Raw genomic sequence first — 13,777 nt, forward strand, 5'->3', positions numbered from 1 at the left:
CCCACGGTGGCCGGGGCGCCGTCGTACCCGGCTGCCGGTCGCGCCGGGCTCAGCGGCGGTCGCGCCGCTCGTAGCCGCGGTCGCGGCGCTCGCCCGGGCCGTCGCCGTCCCGGTCCCGGCGCACCGTCGCCTTGCGCCCCTTGATGGTGGTGCCGCGCAGCGCGGCGATCACCTCGTCGGCCACCCCCTGCGGCACCTCGACCAGCGAGAACCGGTCGGCGATCTCGATCGAGCCGATGTCCCGGCCGCTGACCCGGGTCTCCCCGGTGATCGCGCCGACCAGGTCCTGCGGACGCACCCCGGCCCGGCGGCCCAGCCCGATGAAGACCTGCGTCGCCCCGCCGGTACGCGGACGGCCCGGGCCCCGGCGGTCGCCCCGCCCGCCGGTCTCCGGCCGGCCCTCGCGCGGGCCCCGGACCGGGACCTGCGGGATCTCCTCCTCGTCGTCCGAGCCCGGCGACGTCGCCTCGTGCGCCAGCTTCACCGCCGCCAGCGCCACCTCGACCAGGTCGAACTCGTCGGTGAGCGACTCCACGATCGCCCGGTACGGGTCGAGGTCGTCCTCCAGCAGGCTCTCCCGCAGCGCGCCCTGGGTCAGCTCCAGCCGCCGGGTCCGCATGTCCGCAACCGTGGGGATCTTGTCGATGGCGATCCGCTGGCCGGTGACCCGCTCGATGGTCTTGAGCATCCGGTGCTCACGCGGCTCGGCGAGCGTGATCGCCACGCCCTCCCGCCCGGCCCGGCCGACCCGCCCGATTCGGTGCACGTACGACTCGGGGGCCGACGGCACGTCGTAGTTGACCACGTGGGTGAGCTGCTCGACGTCCAGCCCTCGGGCGGCCACGTCGGTGGCGACCAGCAGGTCCGCCGTGCCGGCGCGCAGCCGGCCCATCACCCGGTCCCGCTGCTCCTGGCTCATCCCGCCGTGCAGCGCCTCGGCCCGGTAGCCCCGGCCGTTCATCGTCTCGGTGAGCCGGTCCACCTCCTCGCGGCTGCGGCAGAACACGATCGCCGCGGTGGGCGACTCCACGTCCAGCACCCGGCCCAGCGCGGCCGGCTTGTGCCCCCGGGCCACGATGTACGCGCTCTGCCGCACCCGGGGCGCCTCGCCGGCGACCGGCCGCTCCCGCTCGATCCGGATGCGCACCGGGTCGGTCAGGTGCTGCCGGGCCAGCCCGTCGATGCGGGCCGGCATGGTGGCCGAGAACAGCACCGTCTGCCGGCCGGCCGGGGCGTGCTCCAGGATCGCCTCGATGTCCTCGGCGAAGCCCATGTCGAGCATCTCGTCCGCCTCGTCCAGCACGACGGTGGTCAGCGCGCCGAGCCGCAGCGTGCCCCGGGCGATGTGGTCCAGCGCCCGGCCCGGCGTCGCCACCACCACGTCCACCCCGTGGTCGAGCGCGCGCAGCTGCCGGCCGATCGGCTGCCCGCCGTAGATCGGCAGCACCCGGGCGCCCAGGTCCTTGCCGTAGCGGTGGAACGCCTCGGAGACCTGCACGGCCAGCTCCCGGGTGGGCACCAGGACCAGCGACACCGGGTCGCCCTCGGCCCGGCCGACCGGCATCCGCTGCAGCAGCGGCAGCGCGAACGCGGCGGTCTTGCCCGTACCGGTGGCCGCCTGGCCCAGCAGATCCTGCCCGGCCAGCAACGGGGGGATGGCCTCCCGCTGGATCGGCGTCGGTTCCTCGTACCCGAGCGCGGACAGCGCGCCCAGCAGCTCGGTGCGGAGCCCGAGATCGGCGAAGGCGAAGGCGTCCTCGGCGTCGTCGGGCACGGCGGGGTCGGTCGGGGTCGGTGCGGCGGTCATGCGACAAGTTTTTCATCACCGCCGAGCGGCGGTCGCGGCGACCGGGGCAAACGTTCGCCGCGCCACCCGTGTGCCGTCCCCTCCGGGTGATCCGGCGCGGCCCCGTGCCCCCGCCGGATCACCGGGACAGGACGGCGGATCACCGGGACAGGACGGCGGATCACCGGGACAGGACGGCCAGGAGCGTGGTGAGGCCCACACCGACGTCGAACACCGCGCACCACAGCGCGTACCCGCGCGGCACCACCGTGCCGGTGCGGTGGTACCAGGCGTCCCAGGCGGCGTGGACGAGCCAGCCCACCCCGACGATCACCCCGGCGAGGTCGGCGGACGCGATCATCGCCACGACCGCCAGGCCGCCCCACACGGCCGCCCCGGCGAGCTGCGCCGCCAGCGCGCGCCGGTCACCCCACTGCCGCCGCCAGGTGCCGATCAGCAGGTAACCGGCCGGCAGGACCAGCAGCGTCCACGGCGCGAAGACCGTGGGCGCGAACCACATGTCCACGGTCAGCAGCAGCGCCAGCCCGGCGGGCCACCCGCGCGCCACTGCGGCCGCGACCGGGTGCCGGCGCGGCCGGGCGACGGCGGTGTGCCGGTGCCGCAGGGCCACCAGCAGCATCGCCGGCACCATCAGCAGGTGGCCGCCGAGCAGCAGCGTCCCGTCTCCGACCCACCCGGCCCACCAGGGCGGGAGCAGCAGCAGGAACGGCACGTACATGGCCGCCGACATCTCCGCGGTGGCGGCCCGGCCGTCCCCCCGGTACCACATCCAGGCGGCCATGCCCGCCGCCATGTTCGTCGCCATCACCAGCGCGGCCACGTCCGGCCGCGCCAGCACCGCCGCGCCGCCCAGCAGGTTCCCGCCCACCCGCCACAGCGGCCCGAGCAGCACCATCCCGGCCACCATCGCCACCACCATCCCGGCCAGGTGCCGGGTCCGCGCCCACCCGGCCCACCGCCGGGGTACGACCACAGTCATCTCCGTCATGCCCCGACCCTGCCGCCGCCCGGCGCACCGGAGAAGGCGCATCTGTCATCGGGAAACCGTGCGGATCGCACGGTCCGGCCGTGACGTTTCCCAGGGGTGGGCGAGCCGGTCCACGCCCTAGGATCAGCGGGCATGAGCGTCGATCCGGCGGACCACCGGCTGCGCCGGGCCCGGCGGGTCACGCTGCTGTCGCTGGCCACGAACGTGTGGACCACGGTGCTGCTGCCCGCCGTCGGCCTGGCCCGCGAACCCGACCCGGTACGCGTCGCGTTCGGCGCCGCCGGGCTGCTCGCGTTCACCGTCGCCCAGATCGGGGTGCTGCACGCCGCCGTCACGCCGTGGCTGCCCGTACCGGCCCGTCGCCGCCGGCACGCCGCGCTCACCGTGGCGGCGCTGCTCAGCCTGCCGCTGCTCGGCCCGGTCGCGGCCGGCTCCTGGCCGACCTGGGCGTGGCTGGGCGCGTCCCTGGTGGGCATGACGCCGCTGCTGTTCCGGCCCGTCGTCGCGGCGGTGGCGGCGGCCGGCGTCCTCGCGGTGTCCGCCGTCGTCACCGGGGCGACGGGTGGGCCGGTGCCCACGGCACTGCTGGTCACCGGCACGGTGGGCGCCGGCATCGCCGCGCTCACCTGGGTGCAGGTCTGGTTCTGGGACCTGCTCGTCGAGGCCCGGCAGGGCCAGGCCGCCCAGGCGCGGTTAGCCGCCGCCGAGGAACGGCTGCGCTTCGCCCGGGACGTCCACGATCTGCTCGGCCACGACCTGACGGTGATCGCGCTCAAGGCCGAGCTGGCGGAGCGGCTGGCGCCGCGCGACGCCGCGAGGGCCGCCCGGGAGGCGGCGGAGGCCCGGCGGCTGGCCGGGTCGGCGCTGACCCGGGTACGGGCGGCGGTGCACGGCTACCGCGCCGTCGACCTGGCCGAGCAGGCCGCCGCGGTGGGGGAGGTGCTGCGCTCCAGCGGCGTCCGCACGACGGTGCTCCCGCCCGCCGGTGAGGTGCCCGAGGCGGTCGCCGCCGACCTGGCCGCCGTGCTGCGCGAGGCCGGGACGAACGTGCTGCGGCACAGCCGGGCCGACTGGTGCCGGATCGAGATCACCCGGGAGGACGGCGTGGTGACAGTGACCGTCAGCAACGACGGCGTCGGTGCCGGCACCGGACCGGACCAGCTCAGCGGCGGCCTGCGCGGCCTCGCCGACCGGCTCGCCCCGGCCGGCGGACGGGTCCGGGCCGAGGCCGCCGACGGCGTGTTCAGCCTGGTGGCGACGGTACCGGTGACGCCGTGATCCGGGTGCTGCTGGCCGACGACGAGGAGCTGATCCGGCTCGCGCTGGCCGCGCTGCTCGACCTGGAACCGGACATCGAGGTGGTCGCGCACGCCCGCGACGGACGCGCCGCCCTGGACGCGGCGCTGGCCCACCGCCCCGATGTCGCCGTGCTCGACCTGGAGATGCCGCCGCCCGGTGGCGTCGAGGTCGCCGCCGAGCTGACCCGGGCGCTGCCCGGCTGCGCGCCGGTGATCCTCACCGGACACGGCCGGCCCGCCCAGCTCCGGCCGGCGCTCACCGCCGGCGTACGCGGGTTCCTCGCCAAGGGCGCTCCGGGCGGTGCGCTGGCCGACGTGATCCGCCGGGTGCACTCCGGCGCGCGTTACGTCGATCCGGCGCTCGCGGCCGACGCGCTCACCCTGCCGGAGTGCCCGCTCACGCCGCGTGAGCTGGAGACGCTGCGGCTGGCCGAGCTGGGCACCCCGGTAGCGGTGATCGCCCGGCGTACCCACCTCGCCGCCGGCACGGTCCGCAACCACCTGAGCGCCTGCGTGCAGAAGCTCGGCGCCGCCGACCGGGCCGAGGCGGTACGGCGGGCGCGGGAGGCCGGCTGGCTCTGACGTACGGGGCGTCGCGGGCGGTCGCCGGCGACTAGCCTGATCACGTGCGGACGGTCGAACTGCTCTGCTCTCCCGAACTGGAAGCGGCGGTTCGCGCTGCCTGGGACCGGCTCGCCGCCGCCGGGCTGCCCAGCCTGGCCCGCAACACGCACCCGACGAACCGGCCGCACCTCACGCTCGCCTCGGTGGAGGAGTTCCCGCCCGGCGCCGAGCAGCGCCTTGCCGACCTCTGCGACGCGGCGCTGCCGCTGCCGGTGCGGCTGGGCCGCGTGACGGTGCTCGACGGCAGCGCGCCGCTGGTGTGGCTGGTCCGGCCGACACCGCAGCTCGTCGCGCTGCACGGCGCGGTGTGGGACGTGCTCGCCGAGGCGCCCGGCGGGCACTCGTGGCACCAGCCCGGCCGGTGGGTGCCGCACCTCAGCCTCGCGCTGCGGTTCGGCGCGGCGGACCGGCGCCGCGCCCGGGCGGTCGCCGGGGCGCACCCGCCGTCCGGGGCGTTCGTGGCGGCGCGCAGCTACGACGGCGACACCCGCACGGTCAGCGAGCTGACCACCGCCTGCCCGCGTTCCGGCCGCTGAGCCGCCAGGCCCTTGCCCTTCGCCGGAAACAGCCCTACTTGCATCGATGACCATCAGCGAGGGGGTTCGCCCGGACCCGCAGATCGCCAGCCTCGGCGATCTGCGGCCCGAGGATCTCGGTGGCATCGCCTACCTGCGGGGACTGTCGAGGCGAGGCTTCCTCACCGGGGCCGCGTTGGCGGCGTCCGGGGTGTCTGCCGCCTTCGCGCTGCTGCCCGGCTCCGCCCGGGCCGCCGGCACCTATCAGCGGCCGTGCGGAAACGTGCGCATCTCGAGTTCGTGGCAGGACCACCGGAGCCGGACGCCGCCCTCGGCCGAGCCGGGCACCGACTACGCGGTCGGCACCGGAACCCCGGTCGTGGCCGCCGCGAACGGCACGATCCGTCTCGTGAAGACCGACACCTCCACCGCGACCGGGCGCGTCGTGGGGATGGCCCACGACGACGGCAACTACACCCGGCACCTGCACCTGTCGAGGATCATCGTCACCGTCGGTCAGCGTGTGTCGCGCGGCCAGACGATCGCGTACTCCGGCGCCTCGGCGAACGGCAGCGACGCCGGTGTCGGGCCGCACGTGCACACGAGCCTCTGGCTGAACACCGGCAGCCCGACGGACTTCCGCGCGACGGCGGATTTCGAGAACCATGTCGGGGACGTCGCCAACCCGAACCCGCCCGACCAGGAGGCAGACGACGTGTTCATCGCGAACGTGAAGGGCAACTGGTATCTCGTGGTGCCGCAGGGGACCGGTAGGCCGCGGGCGGTGGTCCTCGGCGGCGACAGCAATGCCGCCGCGTCCGGCATCCCCGTCCTGAACTTCAGCTGGGACCCGTCGATCAATGCGCTGAGGGCCGCTGTCGACGGCATCGGCTGAGGCGGCCAGGCGCGCCACGACCGCCCCTGCCTGCGACGAGGCAGGGGCAGTCGTGGCCGGCACCGGCGGGCGTCAGCGGTGGAAGCGCAGGTAGTCGAATTCGGCGGTCACCGCGGGCGTCGCGCCGCCGTGCGCCACCAGCCCGATCCGGGGCGTCGTGCCCGCCGGGAACGTCCACACCGCGCCCCACGTCCAGTGCTTCCCGTCGCGGCTGGACCCGGCCCGGAACTCGTGCTCGCCGTTCACCGGGTCGACCCGGTGGGCCAGTCGCAGCCAGGTGGTGGTGCCCGGGGTGCCGACGATGCTGCCGCCGTACACGGGTTGCCCGGCGAATGGGAGCTCGTAGCCGTACTCGACCTGACGGGTGTTCCAGATCGCCACCTGGGTCAGCCGGGCGAAGCGGTCGTCGTCGACGTACGCGACCAGGCCCGCCTGCTGGTAGTTGCGCACGCTGTCCTCGCCCAGGTCGAGCGTCACCTTCGTCTCGGCGACGTAGTTTCCGGCCGGCGCGTCGCGCAGCAGCACCCCGGCGGTGTTGCCGGTGCCGGACAGGTCGGCGTCCTGCACCGGCCAGCGCAGCGCCCCGCCGCTCACGGTGGCAGCCGGGTCCTGGCGTACCCACTGCCAGGCCGGGCCGAGCCCGCCGGTGAACTCGTCGGAGTAGCCGCGCAGCACCGGGCCGACGCGCGGGTCGCCGACGGTGTGCCGGGCGGGATGGTACAGCCGGGCGACGCTGACGTTGTCGAACTCGGCCGGGCCGCCGTCCGCGCGCACGGACAGCTCACCGGGTGCCGGGCGGGGAAGCCGGACCGTCACCCGGGCCACCGGGTCGCCGAGGCGGGACGGGCTGAGCGTGGCGACGAGTTGCCGCCCGCGTACCTCGATCGCGAGATTGTGCCGGTCGCGCAGGTCGAGGCCGGCGGGCAGCGCGGTGGACGCGGCGCCCGCCGTGAGCCGGCCGCGCCCGACGCGGACGTCCACGCCGTGCAGCCGCAGCCCGGCGGTGGTCGCGCCGGTCAGCCGCAGGTCGGCCTCCGCGCGCAGGTCACCGCCGATGCGGGTACGCGAGGTGAGCGTGCCGCTGCCGGTCAGCACCCCGCCGGTAGCCTGCCACCGGCCGCGCTCGGTCCGCCAGCCGCGCAGGTCGGCGGTGGCAAAGCGGGCGTCGACCGGGCCGGTGGTGACCGGCGCGGGCCGGATGCTGTCGGAGGGACCGGCGCCCGCGTTCGCTGTGGGCCACCCGTCGATCCAGTCGAGGCGGTCCAGGAGCATCGGCCGCTCGTTGACGCCGAACGGCTCGTCCAGGTACGGGTCGGCGCGGTCGATCGCGTGGTAGGCGATCCAGTCCTGCCCGGACAGGTCGGTGAGGACCGCGTTGTGCCCGGTGCCGATCCAGCGGTTGCCGTTCTGGGTGAGCACCGGTGTGCCGCCGGCCCGGGACACGTCGAGGCGCTGCCCGTCGCGGTCGGTGAACGGGCCGCGCGGGTCTCGGGACCGGCCGACCTGGACGGAATAGCCGGTGGCCGGGCCGGCGCAGCAGTTCGCGGTGGACGCGAACAGGTAGTACCAGCCGTCGCGGCGCAGCACGTACGCGCCCTCGAACTTGTTGTCGATCGCGACCGGCGTCGGCGTGCCGACCGCGCGCAGCCCGTCCGGGGACAGTTCGGTGACCGAGATGCCGCCGTAGTAGCTGCCGTAGTAGAGCCAGTGGCGACCGTCCGCGCCGGTGAGCTGGCTCGGGTCGATCGTCCACAGGTAACCGCCGCCCGCCCCCGGACGCGGCGCGACCACCGGTGTGTCGGCGAACGTCCACGGGCCGGCCGGGCTCGGCGCGGTGGCCACGCCGACGGCGGTGTCGAACGTGTCGTCGGAGACGGTGGTGTCGGTGACCGTCATGTACATGACCCAGCGCCCGTCGACACGCCGCACGTCCGGCGCCCAGAACGCCGAGCCGGGCGCGGCGTAGGCGGGCCGCTGGTCCGGGGCGAACGCGTCGGCGACGTAGGTCCAGTCGACCAGGTCGGCGGAGCGGGCGATCGGCACCCGGTGGACCTGGCCTTCGCCCTCGCGTAGCGGGTCGGAGGTGCCGAAGGCGTACCAGAGTCCGTCGTCGCCGCGCACCACGACCGGGTCGGCGAAGGTGTCGGCGAACCCGGCGGAGACCGGGTTGCGGTAGCGGTCGGGCCCGGCGGCGGACGCGGGGGCCGCGCCGGCGAGCAGAAGCGTGAGTACGGCGGCGAGCGCGCCACCGCGGCGGAGGTGTCCCATCGGGCCTGCCCTCGGGATAGACGGAGGTGCGGTGCCACCGTTCTACAACGTTGGAGAGACCGCTGTAAAGAACCCCGGCACCGTTCGGCGCGGCCCGAACCGTGCCCGTGTCAGCATGGGCCGATGACCACTGGCGCCGACGGGCGCGGACTCGCCGGGTTCGCCGCGCTGCTCGCCGACCCCACCCGGGCCGGTTTCTGCCTCGCCCTGCTCGACGGCCGCGCCTGGACCGCCGGGGAACTGGCCCGCGCCGCCGGGGTGGCCGCGTCCACCGCCAGCGACCACCTCACCCGGCTGGTCGCCGGCGGCCTGCTCGTCGAGGAGCGGCAGGGCCGCCACCGGTACGTCCGCCTCGCCGACCCGGGCGTCGCCCAGCTCGTCGAGGACCTGGCCGCGCGGGCGCCCGCCCCGGACACCCCGCCCCGCACGTTGCGCGCCGCGTCGGCCGGGGCCGCCCTCGCGTACGCCCGCACCTGCTACGACCACCTGGCCGGGCGGCTCGGCGTGCTGCTGCACGACGCCCTGCTCGACCGTGGCGTGCTCGACCGCACCGGCGGCCTGGCGCTGACCGGGGACGGCATGAGCTGGCTGGACCGCCTCGGCGTACCCGTCGAACCGCTGCGCGCCACCCGGCGACCGCTCGTCCGCGACTGCCTGGACTGGACCGAACGGCGTCCACACCTGGCCGGCGCGGTCGGGGCGGCGCTGTGCGGGCGCTTCCTCGACCTCGGCTGGACCGTGCGCGGGACCGGCCGGGCGGTACGCCTCACCCCGGCCGGGCGGGACGCGCTGGCCGACGCGCTCGCGCTCGACCCGGCGCTGCTGGCCCCGCCCGCCGGCCGAGACAGCGGCCCGGCCCGCGCCTGACCCGGTTCGCGCCCGCGCGGATCGTTCGGCCGGCACCGAACCGTTCCCGCCCTACGGTCGGGCGATGCGACTACCGACGATCACCGCTGCTCCGGGCACACCGCCCTGCGGGCCGCCGACCCTCGGCGACGACGGCTGGGTGGTCACCCGGCACGCCGACGTCCTCGCCGCCCTGACCGACAGCCGCTGCGTGGTGCCGTCCGTCCCGGACGGGCCGGTGGGCACGCTCGCCTGGCTGCGGGCCTCGGTGAGCCGGTTCAGCCCGCCGGACCGGCATGCCGCGCGGCGAGCCGTCGGCGTGGCAGCACTCGACGCACTCGACCCGGAGGAACTGCGCCGTCACGCCGTACGACTGACCGAGCGGATCCTCGACCTGCCGGGCGAGGAGGACGTGACGCCGGCTCGGCGCGTACCCCTGCTCGTGCTGGCCGAGCGGCTCGGCCTGGCCAACCCGGCGGCCGCCACGGAGGTGGTGGCGGTGGCCGCCGCCTACCACCCGGGCGCCGACGCGGCGGCCGAGCGGCGGGCGGACCGGGCGGTCGCCGCGCTGCTGGTGATGTCGCCACCGGCCGCGGCCGAGGTGACCGCGAACCGGCTCGGTCTGCTCGTGCAGGCCGCCGACGCCACCGCCGGGCTGATCGACGCCGCCGTCCGGCACGGACGCGCCGCGCCGGACGGGCTCGCCACCGCCACGCTGCTCGCCGAGGTGCTGCGGCTGGACCCACCGGTACGGGCCACCCGCCGGGTCGCCGCCGACGCGCTGAGCCTGGGCGGCCAGAGCGTGCGGGCGGGGGACCGGCTGCTGCTGCGGTTCGACGCGGCAAACCGTGATCCGGCCGTCTTCGACGAGCCCGACCGGTTCCGGGCCCAGCCGGCCGGCGGGGTGCTGACCTTCGGCGCCGGCCATCGGGGTTGTCCGGGGGAGCGGCACGCGCTCGCCCTGGCGACAGGCGTCGTCGACGTCCTGCGCCACGCCTCCGGCCGGCTGACCGAGGGGAGCCGGCGATGACCGACAGGTACCGCGCGTTCCGGGAGCTGCACCGGCCCGGCGACCCGCTGCTGCTGCCGAACGCCTGGGACCACGCCTCCGCCGCGGCGCTCGCCGAGCGGGGATTTCCGGCGATCGGCACGACCAGCCTGGGCGTGGCGGCGGCCGCGGGCCGGCCGGACGCGGTCCGCGCGACCCGCGCCGAGACGCTGGAGCTGGCGTACCGGCTCCGAGGGCTGCCGGTGCTGCTCACCGTCGACATCGAAGACGGCTTCCACGACGACCCGGCGGAGGTGGCGCGCTTCGTCGGCGAGCTGGCCGCGCTCGGCGTGGTCGGCGTCAACCTGGAGGACGGCCGCCCGGACGGGCGCCTGGCCCCGGCCGAGCACGTCGCCGCCACGATCGCGGCCGTCCGCGCCACCGTGCCGCGGATGGTCGTCAACGCCCGCACCGACGCCTGGTGGCTGGGCGTGCCGGCGCCGCTGGCCGAGGCGCGGCGGCGGGCGGCGGCGTTCCGGGCCGCCGGTGCCGACTGCCTGTTCGTGCCGGGCGCGCCCGACGACCTGGTCGGCGTGCTCGCCGCCGAGGCGGGGTTGCCGCTGAACGTGCTGTACCGGCCGGGCGGCCCCGACCCGGCCGCCCTCGGCCGGCTCGGGGTGGCCCGGGTCAGCACCGGCTCGCTGCTGTTCCGGGCCGCGCTCGGTGCGGCCCTGCACCTGGCCGACGCGATCGGCGCCGGGCGCGACGCGGGCCTGCCGGCACCACCCGGGTACGACGAGGTGCAGGCGCTGGCCCTGCGGCACGCCACCTGATCGGGCACATCGGGGGAGATGGGAAGAATCCCGCCTTCTTCGGTCTTTACGGTGTGTGCAAGTCCGATCACGCCGTGTCCTGCCCGAGAGGGGACGGAGACCATGCGAGTGCCCAGCCGCAGCCCCGGTCGCCAGCCCGGTCCCGCCGTCACGTCCACCGCCCCGGCCCGGCGGGTGCCCGGCGGCCGGCGCGTCGGCGCCGAGCCGGAGCTGTCCGCGTACCGGGCGGCGGTGGCGGAACTCCTGGTCGAGGTGGGGGCGCTCGCCGACGCGCCGTCCACCACCGCCCGCCAGGTGCTGCTCGACCAGCGGCTGCGGGAACCGGCCATCGCCGCCGTCCTCGACGCCACCCCGCAGGGGCTGATCGGCGCCCGGGAGACGCTGCTGCTGGAGATGGCCCGCTACCAGCCCAACACGCGCAGCTCGGCGCAGGACCTCACCGCGCTGGTCCGGATCTACCTGCTGTCCCGCGTCGACGTGCTCTGGTGGCGGGACAGCCCGACGTTCCTCACCGACGACCAGGTCCGCCTCAGCACCGAACTGGTCGACCTGGAATGGCTGCGCCGCCGTGGCCTGCTGGAGTTCCGCTACCAGGAACAGCCCGCCACCGTGGTGGGACGCGGGCTGCGGGCGGTCCGGCGGCGGCTGCGCCCGGACGCCACCCCGCGCACCGCCGGGCTGCTGTTCCGGCGGGCCCGCCGCGAGATGATCGCGTTCCTCAACGACCTGGCCCGCGAGTTCACGGCCGTCGCCCCGGACGGCACGCCGCCGCTCTGGGTGACCAGCCTGGCCCGCAGCGCCGAGCACCAGTACCGGCTGCGCCGCCTCGGGTACGCCGCGATGGTGCCCAGCGGGCACTGCCTCGGCTGGGCCGCCGACATCGAACTGGAGTGGTACGACCGCTTCGGCGCCCGCCCGGTGCTCGCCGGGCTGCTGCTGGCCCGCCAGGACGCCGGCGAGGTGAACGTGGTCGACGAGGGACAGGCCTGGCACGTGTGCCTCGCCCCGGCGGTGCGCCGCCGGTACCGGCGGGCGTACGAGGCCGAGATGGGGGTGTGACCCGTTGTGCGGCATCGCGCTGAGCATCGGCCCCGAGGCGGACCCGGCGACGTTCCGGCGGATGCTCGCCGCGCTCGCGCCACGTGGTGAGGTCACCGAGACCCGGCAGGAACACGGCCTGCTCGCAGGCGTACGGCGGCTGAAGATCGTGGACCGGGAACGATCCGTGCAGCCGTGGATGTCGCCGGACGAGCGGCACCTGCTCTGCTTCAACGGCGAGATCTTCAACCACCACGAGCTGCGCGCCGAGCTGACCCGGCTCGGGCACCGGTTCCGCACCACGGGCGACACCGAGGTGGTGCTCACCGCGTTCCTCCAGTGGGGTGGGAACGGGGTCCGCCGGCTGCGCGGTGAGTACGCGTTCGTGGTCGTCGAGCGGGACTCCGGCCGGGCCTACCTGGCCCGCGACCCGCTCGGCGTCAAGCCGCTCTACTGGTCCCGCCAGCCCGGCTGCCTGCACCTCGCCTCCGAGGTCAAGGCGCTCGTCGGGCACGGCGCGCCGATCGGCGAGGTGGCGCCCGGGCACCACGGCTGGGTCGAGCCCGGCGCCCCGGTCCGGCTGGGCCCGCACGTCGACCTGCTGACCCTCGGCGACGGCCTGCCGGTGATCGACGACCCGGACGAGGCGGCGCTGCTGGTCCGCGTCGCGCTCACCGACGCGATGCGCGCCCGGCTGGACACCGACCTCACCGTCGGCGTGGTGCTCTCCGGCGGCCTGGACAGCTCGCTGGCCCTGCTGCACGCCCGGGAACTGCACCCGGACTGCGTGGCGGTCACCATCGGGGTGCCGGAGAGCCCGGACGTCGCGTACGCCCGGCGCCTCGCCGCCGACCTCGGCGTACCGCACGAGGTGATCGAGCTGCGCCCGCGCGACATCCGGCTGGCCGACGTCCGCGAGGCGATCCGGGTCTCCGAGCTGACCGAGTACGGCGACATCATCAACGCCGTCGTCTCGGTGCCGATCTTCCGGCGGCTGCGCGAGCTGGGCGTGCGGGTGGTGCTCACCGGCGACGGCTCCGACGAGCTGTTCGGCGGGTACCCGATGTACCACCGTGTCGGGCCGGAGCGGTCCCGCCGGCTGTTCCTGCACAAGATCCGCAACCTGTGCCGGACCGAGCTGCAGCGGGTGGACCGGGCCAGCATGGCGCACGGCGTGGAGGCCCGGGTGCCGTTCCTCGACCTCAGCGTCGTCGAGCTGGCCATGCGGCTGCCGCTGGACCTCAAGCTGCGCGACGGGCAGGAGAAGTGGATCGTCCGGCGGGCCTTCGCGGACCTGCTGCCCGGCTACGTCCGGCAACGGCCGAAGAACTCGATGTCGTACTCGTCGGGGCTGCACGAGCGGGCCCGCCTCTACAAGCCGCTGTTCGCCCGGCTGCACCGGTCCTTCGGCTACGACCTGCTGGAACCGGTCCGCCGGGACTTCGACAGCGTGCTCACCCGGTGCGGCAACGACCTCGACCGGGCCATCGCCGAGGGCATCGCCCGGCCCGACTACACGGTGCTGGAACACGCCCGGGACCTGGTCGGCGCGGCCCGGTGGAACGCCGCCCCGATGGTCCGCCGGCTGGTCAACCCGCGCCGCACCCGCGGCGACGAGGCGCCCCTGCCCGGGTGAGCCCGCGCGGCCCCGGTGGCGGGCCGCCGCGCGGCGACCGG

At 76.1% G+C, this 13,777-nt stretch carries 12 protein-coding genes; 9 read left to right on the forward strand and 3 right to left on the reverse strand.

What is annotated here, in order from left to right:
* Window positions 1-49: 49 nt before the first annotated feature.
* Window positions 50-1,807, reverse strand: coding sequence for a DEAD/DEAH box helicase (locus tag O7604_RS22595; RefSeq protein WP_269705757.1), 1,758 nt, complete (start codon window positions 1,805-1,807; stop codon window positions 50-52).
* Between the two features lie 160 nt (window positions 1,808-1,967).
* Entirely contained in the window at window positions 1,968-2,795 is an 828-nt protein-coding gene (locus tag O7604_RS22600; protein WP_269705758.1) for a hypothetical protein, read from the reverse strand.
* Window positions 2,796-2,927: 132 nt separating this feature from the next.
* On the opposite strand from O7604_RS22600, the gene O7604_RS22605 reads away from it, so the two are divergent.
* Genes O7604_RS22605 through O7604_RS22620 form a run of 4 tightly spaced genes read left to right on the forward strand, consistent with a single transcriptional unit; the run spans window position 2,928 to window position 6,127 of the window.
* A complete protein-coding gene (locus tag O7604_RS22605) occupies window positions 2,928-4,073 on the forward strand; it encodes a histidine kinase (RefSeq protein WP_281577687.1) in 1,146 nt (381 codons plus the stop codon).
* On the forward strand, window positions 4,070-4,675 hold the full coding sequence (locus O7604_RS22610) for a response regulator transcription factor (protein ID WP_269705760.1): 606 nt from the start codon (window positions 4,070-4,072) through the stop codon (window positions 4,673-4,675). The genes O7604_RS22605 and O7604_RS22610 overlap by 4 nt, the downstream gene beginning before the upstream one ends.
* 44 nt (window positions 4,676-4,719) lie before the next feature.
* Window positions 4,720-5,253 carry a 2'-5' RNA ligase family protein gene (locus O7604_RS22615; RefSeq protein WP_269705762.1) on the forward strand — a complete coding sequence of 178 codons (534 nt, stop codon included), beginning with the start codon at window positions 4,720-4,722 and terminating at the stop codon, window positions 5,251-5,253.
* Window positions 5,254-5,299: 46 nt separating this feature from the next.
* Window positions 5,300-6,127 (forward strand): peptidoglycan DD-metalloendopeptidase family protein, encoded by an 828-nt coding sequence (locus O7604_RS22620; protein WP_281577688.1) that lies wholly within the window; start codon window positions 5,300-5,302, stop codon window positions 6,125-6,127.
* 72 nt (window positions 6,128-6,199) lie between these two features.
* Here the strand turns inward: O7604_RS22620 and O7604_RS22625 are convergent, their stop codons facing one another.
* Window positions 6,200-8,395 (reverse strand): family 43 glycosylhydrolase, encoded by a 2,196-nt coding sequence (locus O7604_RS22625; protein WP_281577689.1) that lies wholly within the window; start codon window positions 8,393-8,395, stop codon window positions 6,200-6,202.
* A 123-nt stretch (window positions 8,396-8,518) separates the two neighbouring features.
* Between O7604_RS22625 and O7604_RS22630 the strand changes: the two genes are divergently transcribed.
* The 5 genes from O7604_RS22630 to O7604_RS22650 all read left to right on the forward strand — a co-directional run bounded on the left by O7604_RS22630 (window position 8,519) and on the right by O7604_RS22650 (window position 13,736).
* Window positions 8,519-9,262 (forward strand): winged helix-turn-helix domain-containing protein, encoded by a 744-nt coding sequence (locus O7604_RS22630; protein WP_269705765.1) that lies wholly within the window; start codon window positions 8,519-8,521, stop codon window positions 9,260-9,262.
* A 64-nt stretch (window positions 9,263-9,326) separates the two neighbouring features.
* Window positions 9,327-10,271, forward strand: coding sequence for a cytochrome P450 (locus O7604_RS22635; protein WP_269705766.1), 945 nt, complete (start codon window positions 9,327-9,329; stop codon window positions 10,269-10,271).
* A complete protein-coding gene (locus O7604_RS22640; protein WP_269705767.1) occupies window positions 10,268-11,062 on the forward strand; it encodes an isocitrate lyase/phosphoenolpyruvate mutase family protein in 795 nt (264 codons plus the stop codon). The genes O7604_RS22635 and O7604_RS22640 overlap by 4 nt, the downstream gene beginning before the upstream one ends.
* A 102-nt stretch (window positions 11,063-11,164) precedes the next feature.
* Window positions 11,165-12,121, forward strand: coding sequence for a hypothetical protein (locus O7604_RS22645; RefSeq protein WP_269705768.1), 957 nt, complete (start codon window positions 11,165-11,167; stop codon window positions 12,119-12,121).
* A gap of 4 nt (window positions 12,122-12,125) precedes the next feature.
* Window positions 12,126-13,736: an asparagine synthase-related protein gene (locus tag O7604_RS22650; protein ID WP_281577690.1), complete on the forward strand. Its 1,611-nt coding sequence runs from the start codon at window positions 12,126-12,128 to the stop codon at window positions 13,734-13,736.
* Window positions 13,737-13,777 lie beyond the last annotated feature (41 nt).

The organism is Micromonospora sp. WMMA1947 (genome assembly GCF_027497355.1).
GTDB lineage: Bacteria > Actinomycetota > Actinomycetes > Mycobacteriales > Micromonosporaceae > Micromonospora.

Bases quoted from the DNA above. Each gene is read 5' to 3' on its own strand.
- O7604_RS22595 (WP_269705757.1), bottom strand. From the start codon at position 1,807: ATGACCGCCGCACCGACCCCGACCGACCCCGCCGTGCCCGACGACGCC.
- O7604_RS22600 (WP_269705758.1), bottom strand. From the start codon at position 2,795: ATGACGGAGATGACTGTGGTCGTACCCCGGCGGTGGGCCGGGTGGGCG.
- O7604_RS22605 (WP_281577687.1), top strand. From the start codon at position 2,928: ATGAGCGTCGATCCGGCGGACCACCGGCTGCGCCGGGCCCGGCGGGTC.
- O7604_RS22620 (WP_281577688.1), top strand. From the start codon at position 5,300: ATGACCATCAGCGAGGGGGTTCGCCCGGACCCGCAGATCGCCAGCCTC.
- O7604_RS22625 (WP_281577689.1), bottom strand. From the start codon at position 8,395: ATGGGACACCTCCGCCGCGGTGGCGCGCTCGCCGCCGTACTCACGCTT.
- O7604_RS22630 (WP_269705765.1), top strand. From the start codon at position 8,519: ATGACCACTGGCGCCGACGGGCGCGGACTCGCCGGGTTCGCCGCGCTG.
- O7604_RS22635 (WP_269705766.1), top strand. From the start codon at position 9,327: ATGCGACTACCGACGATCACCGCTGCTCCGGGCACACCGCCCTGCGGG.
- O7604_RS22640 (WP_269705767.1), top strand. From the start codon at position 10,268: ATGACCGACAGGTACCGCGCGTTCCGGGAGCTGCACCGGCCCGGCGAC.
- O7604_RS22645 (WP_269705768.1), top strand. From the start codon at position 11,165: ATGCGAGTGCCCAGCCGCAGCCCCGGTCGCCAGCCCGGTCCCGCCGTC.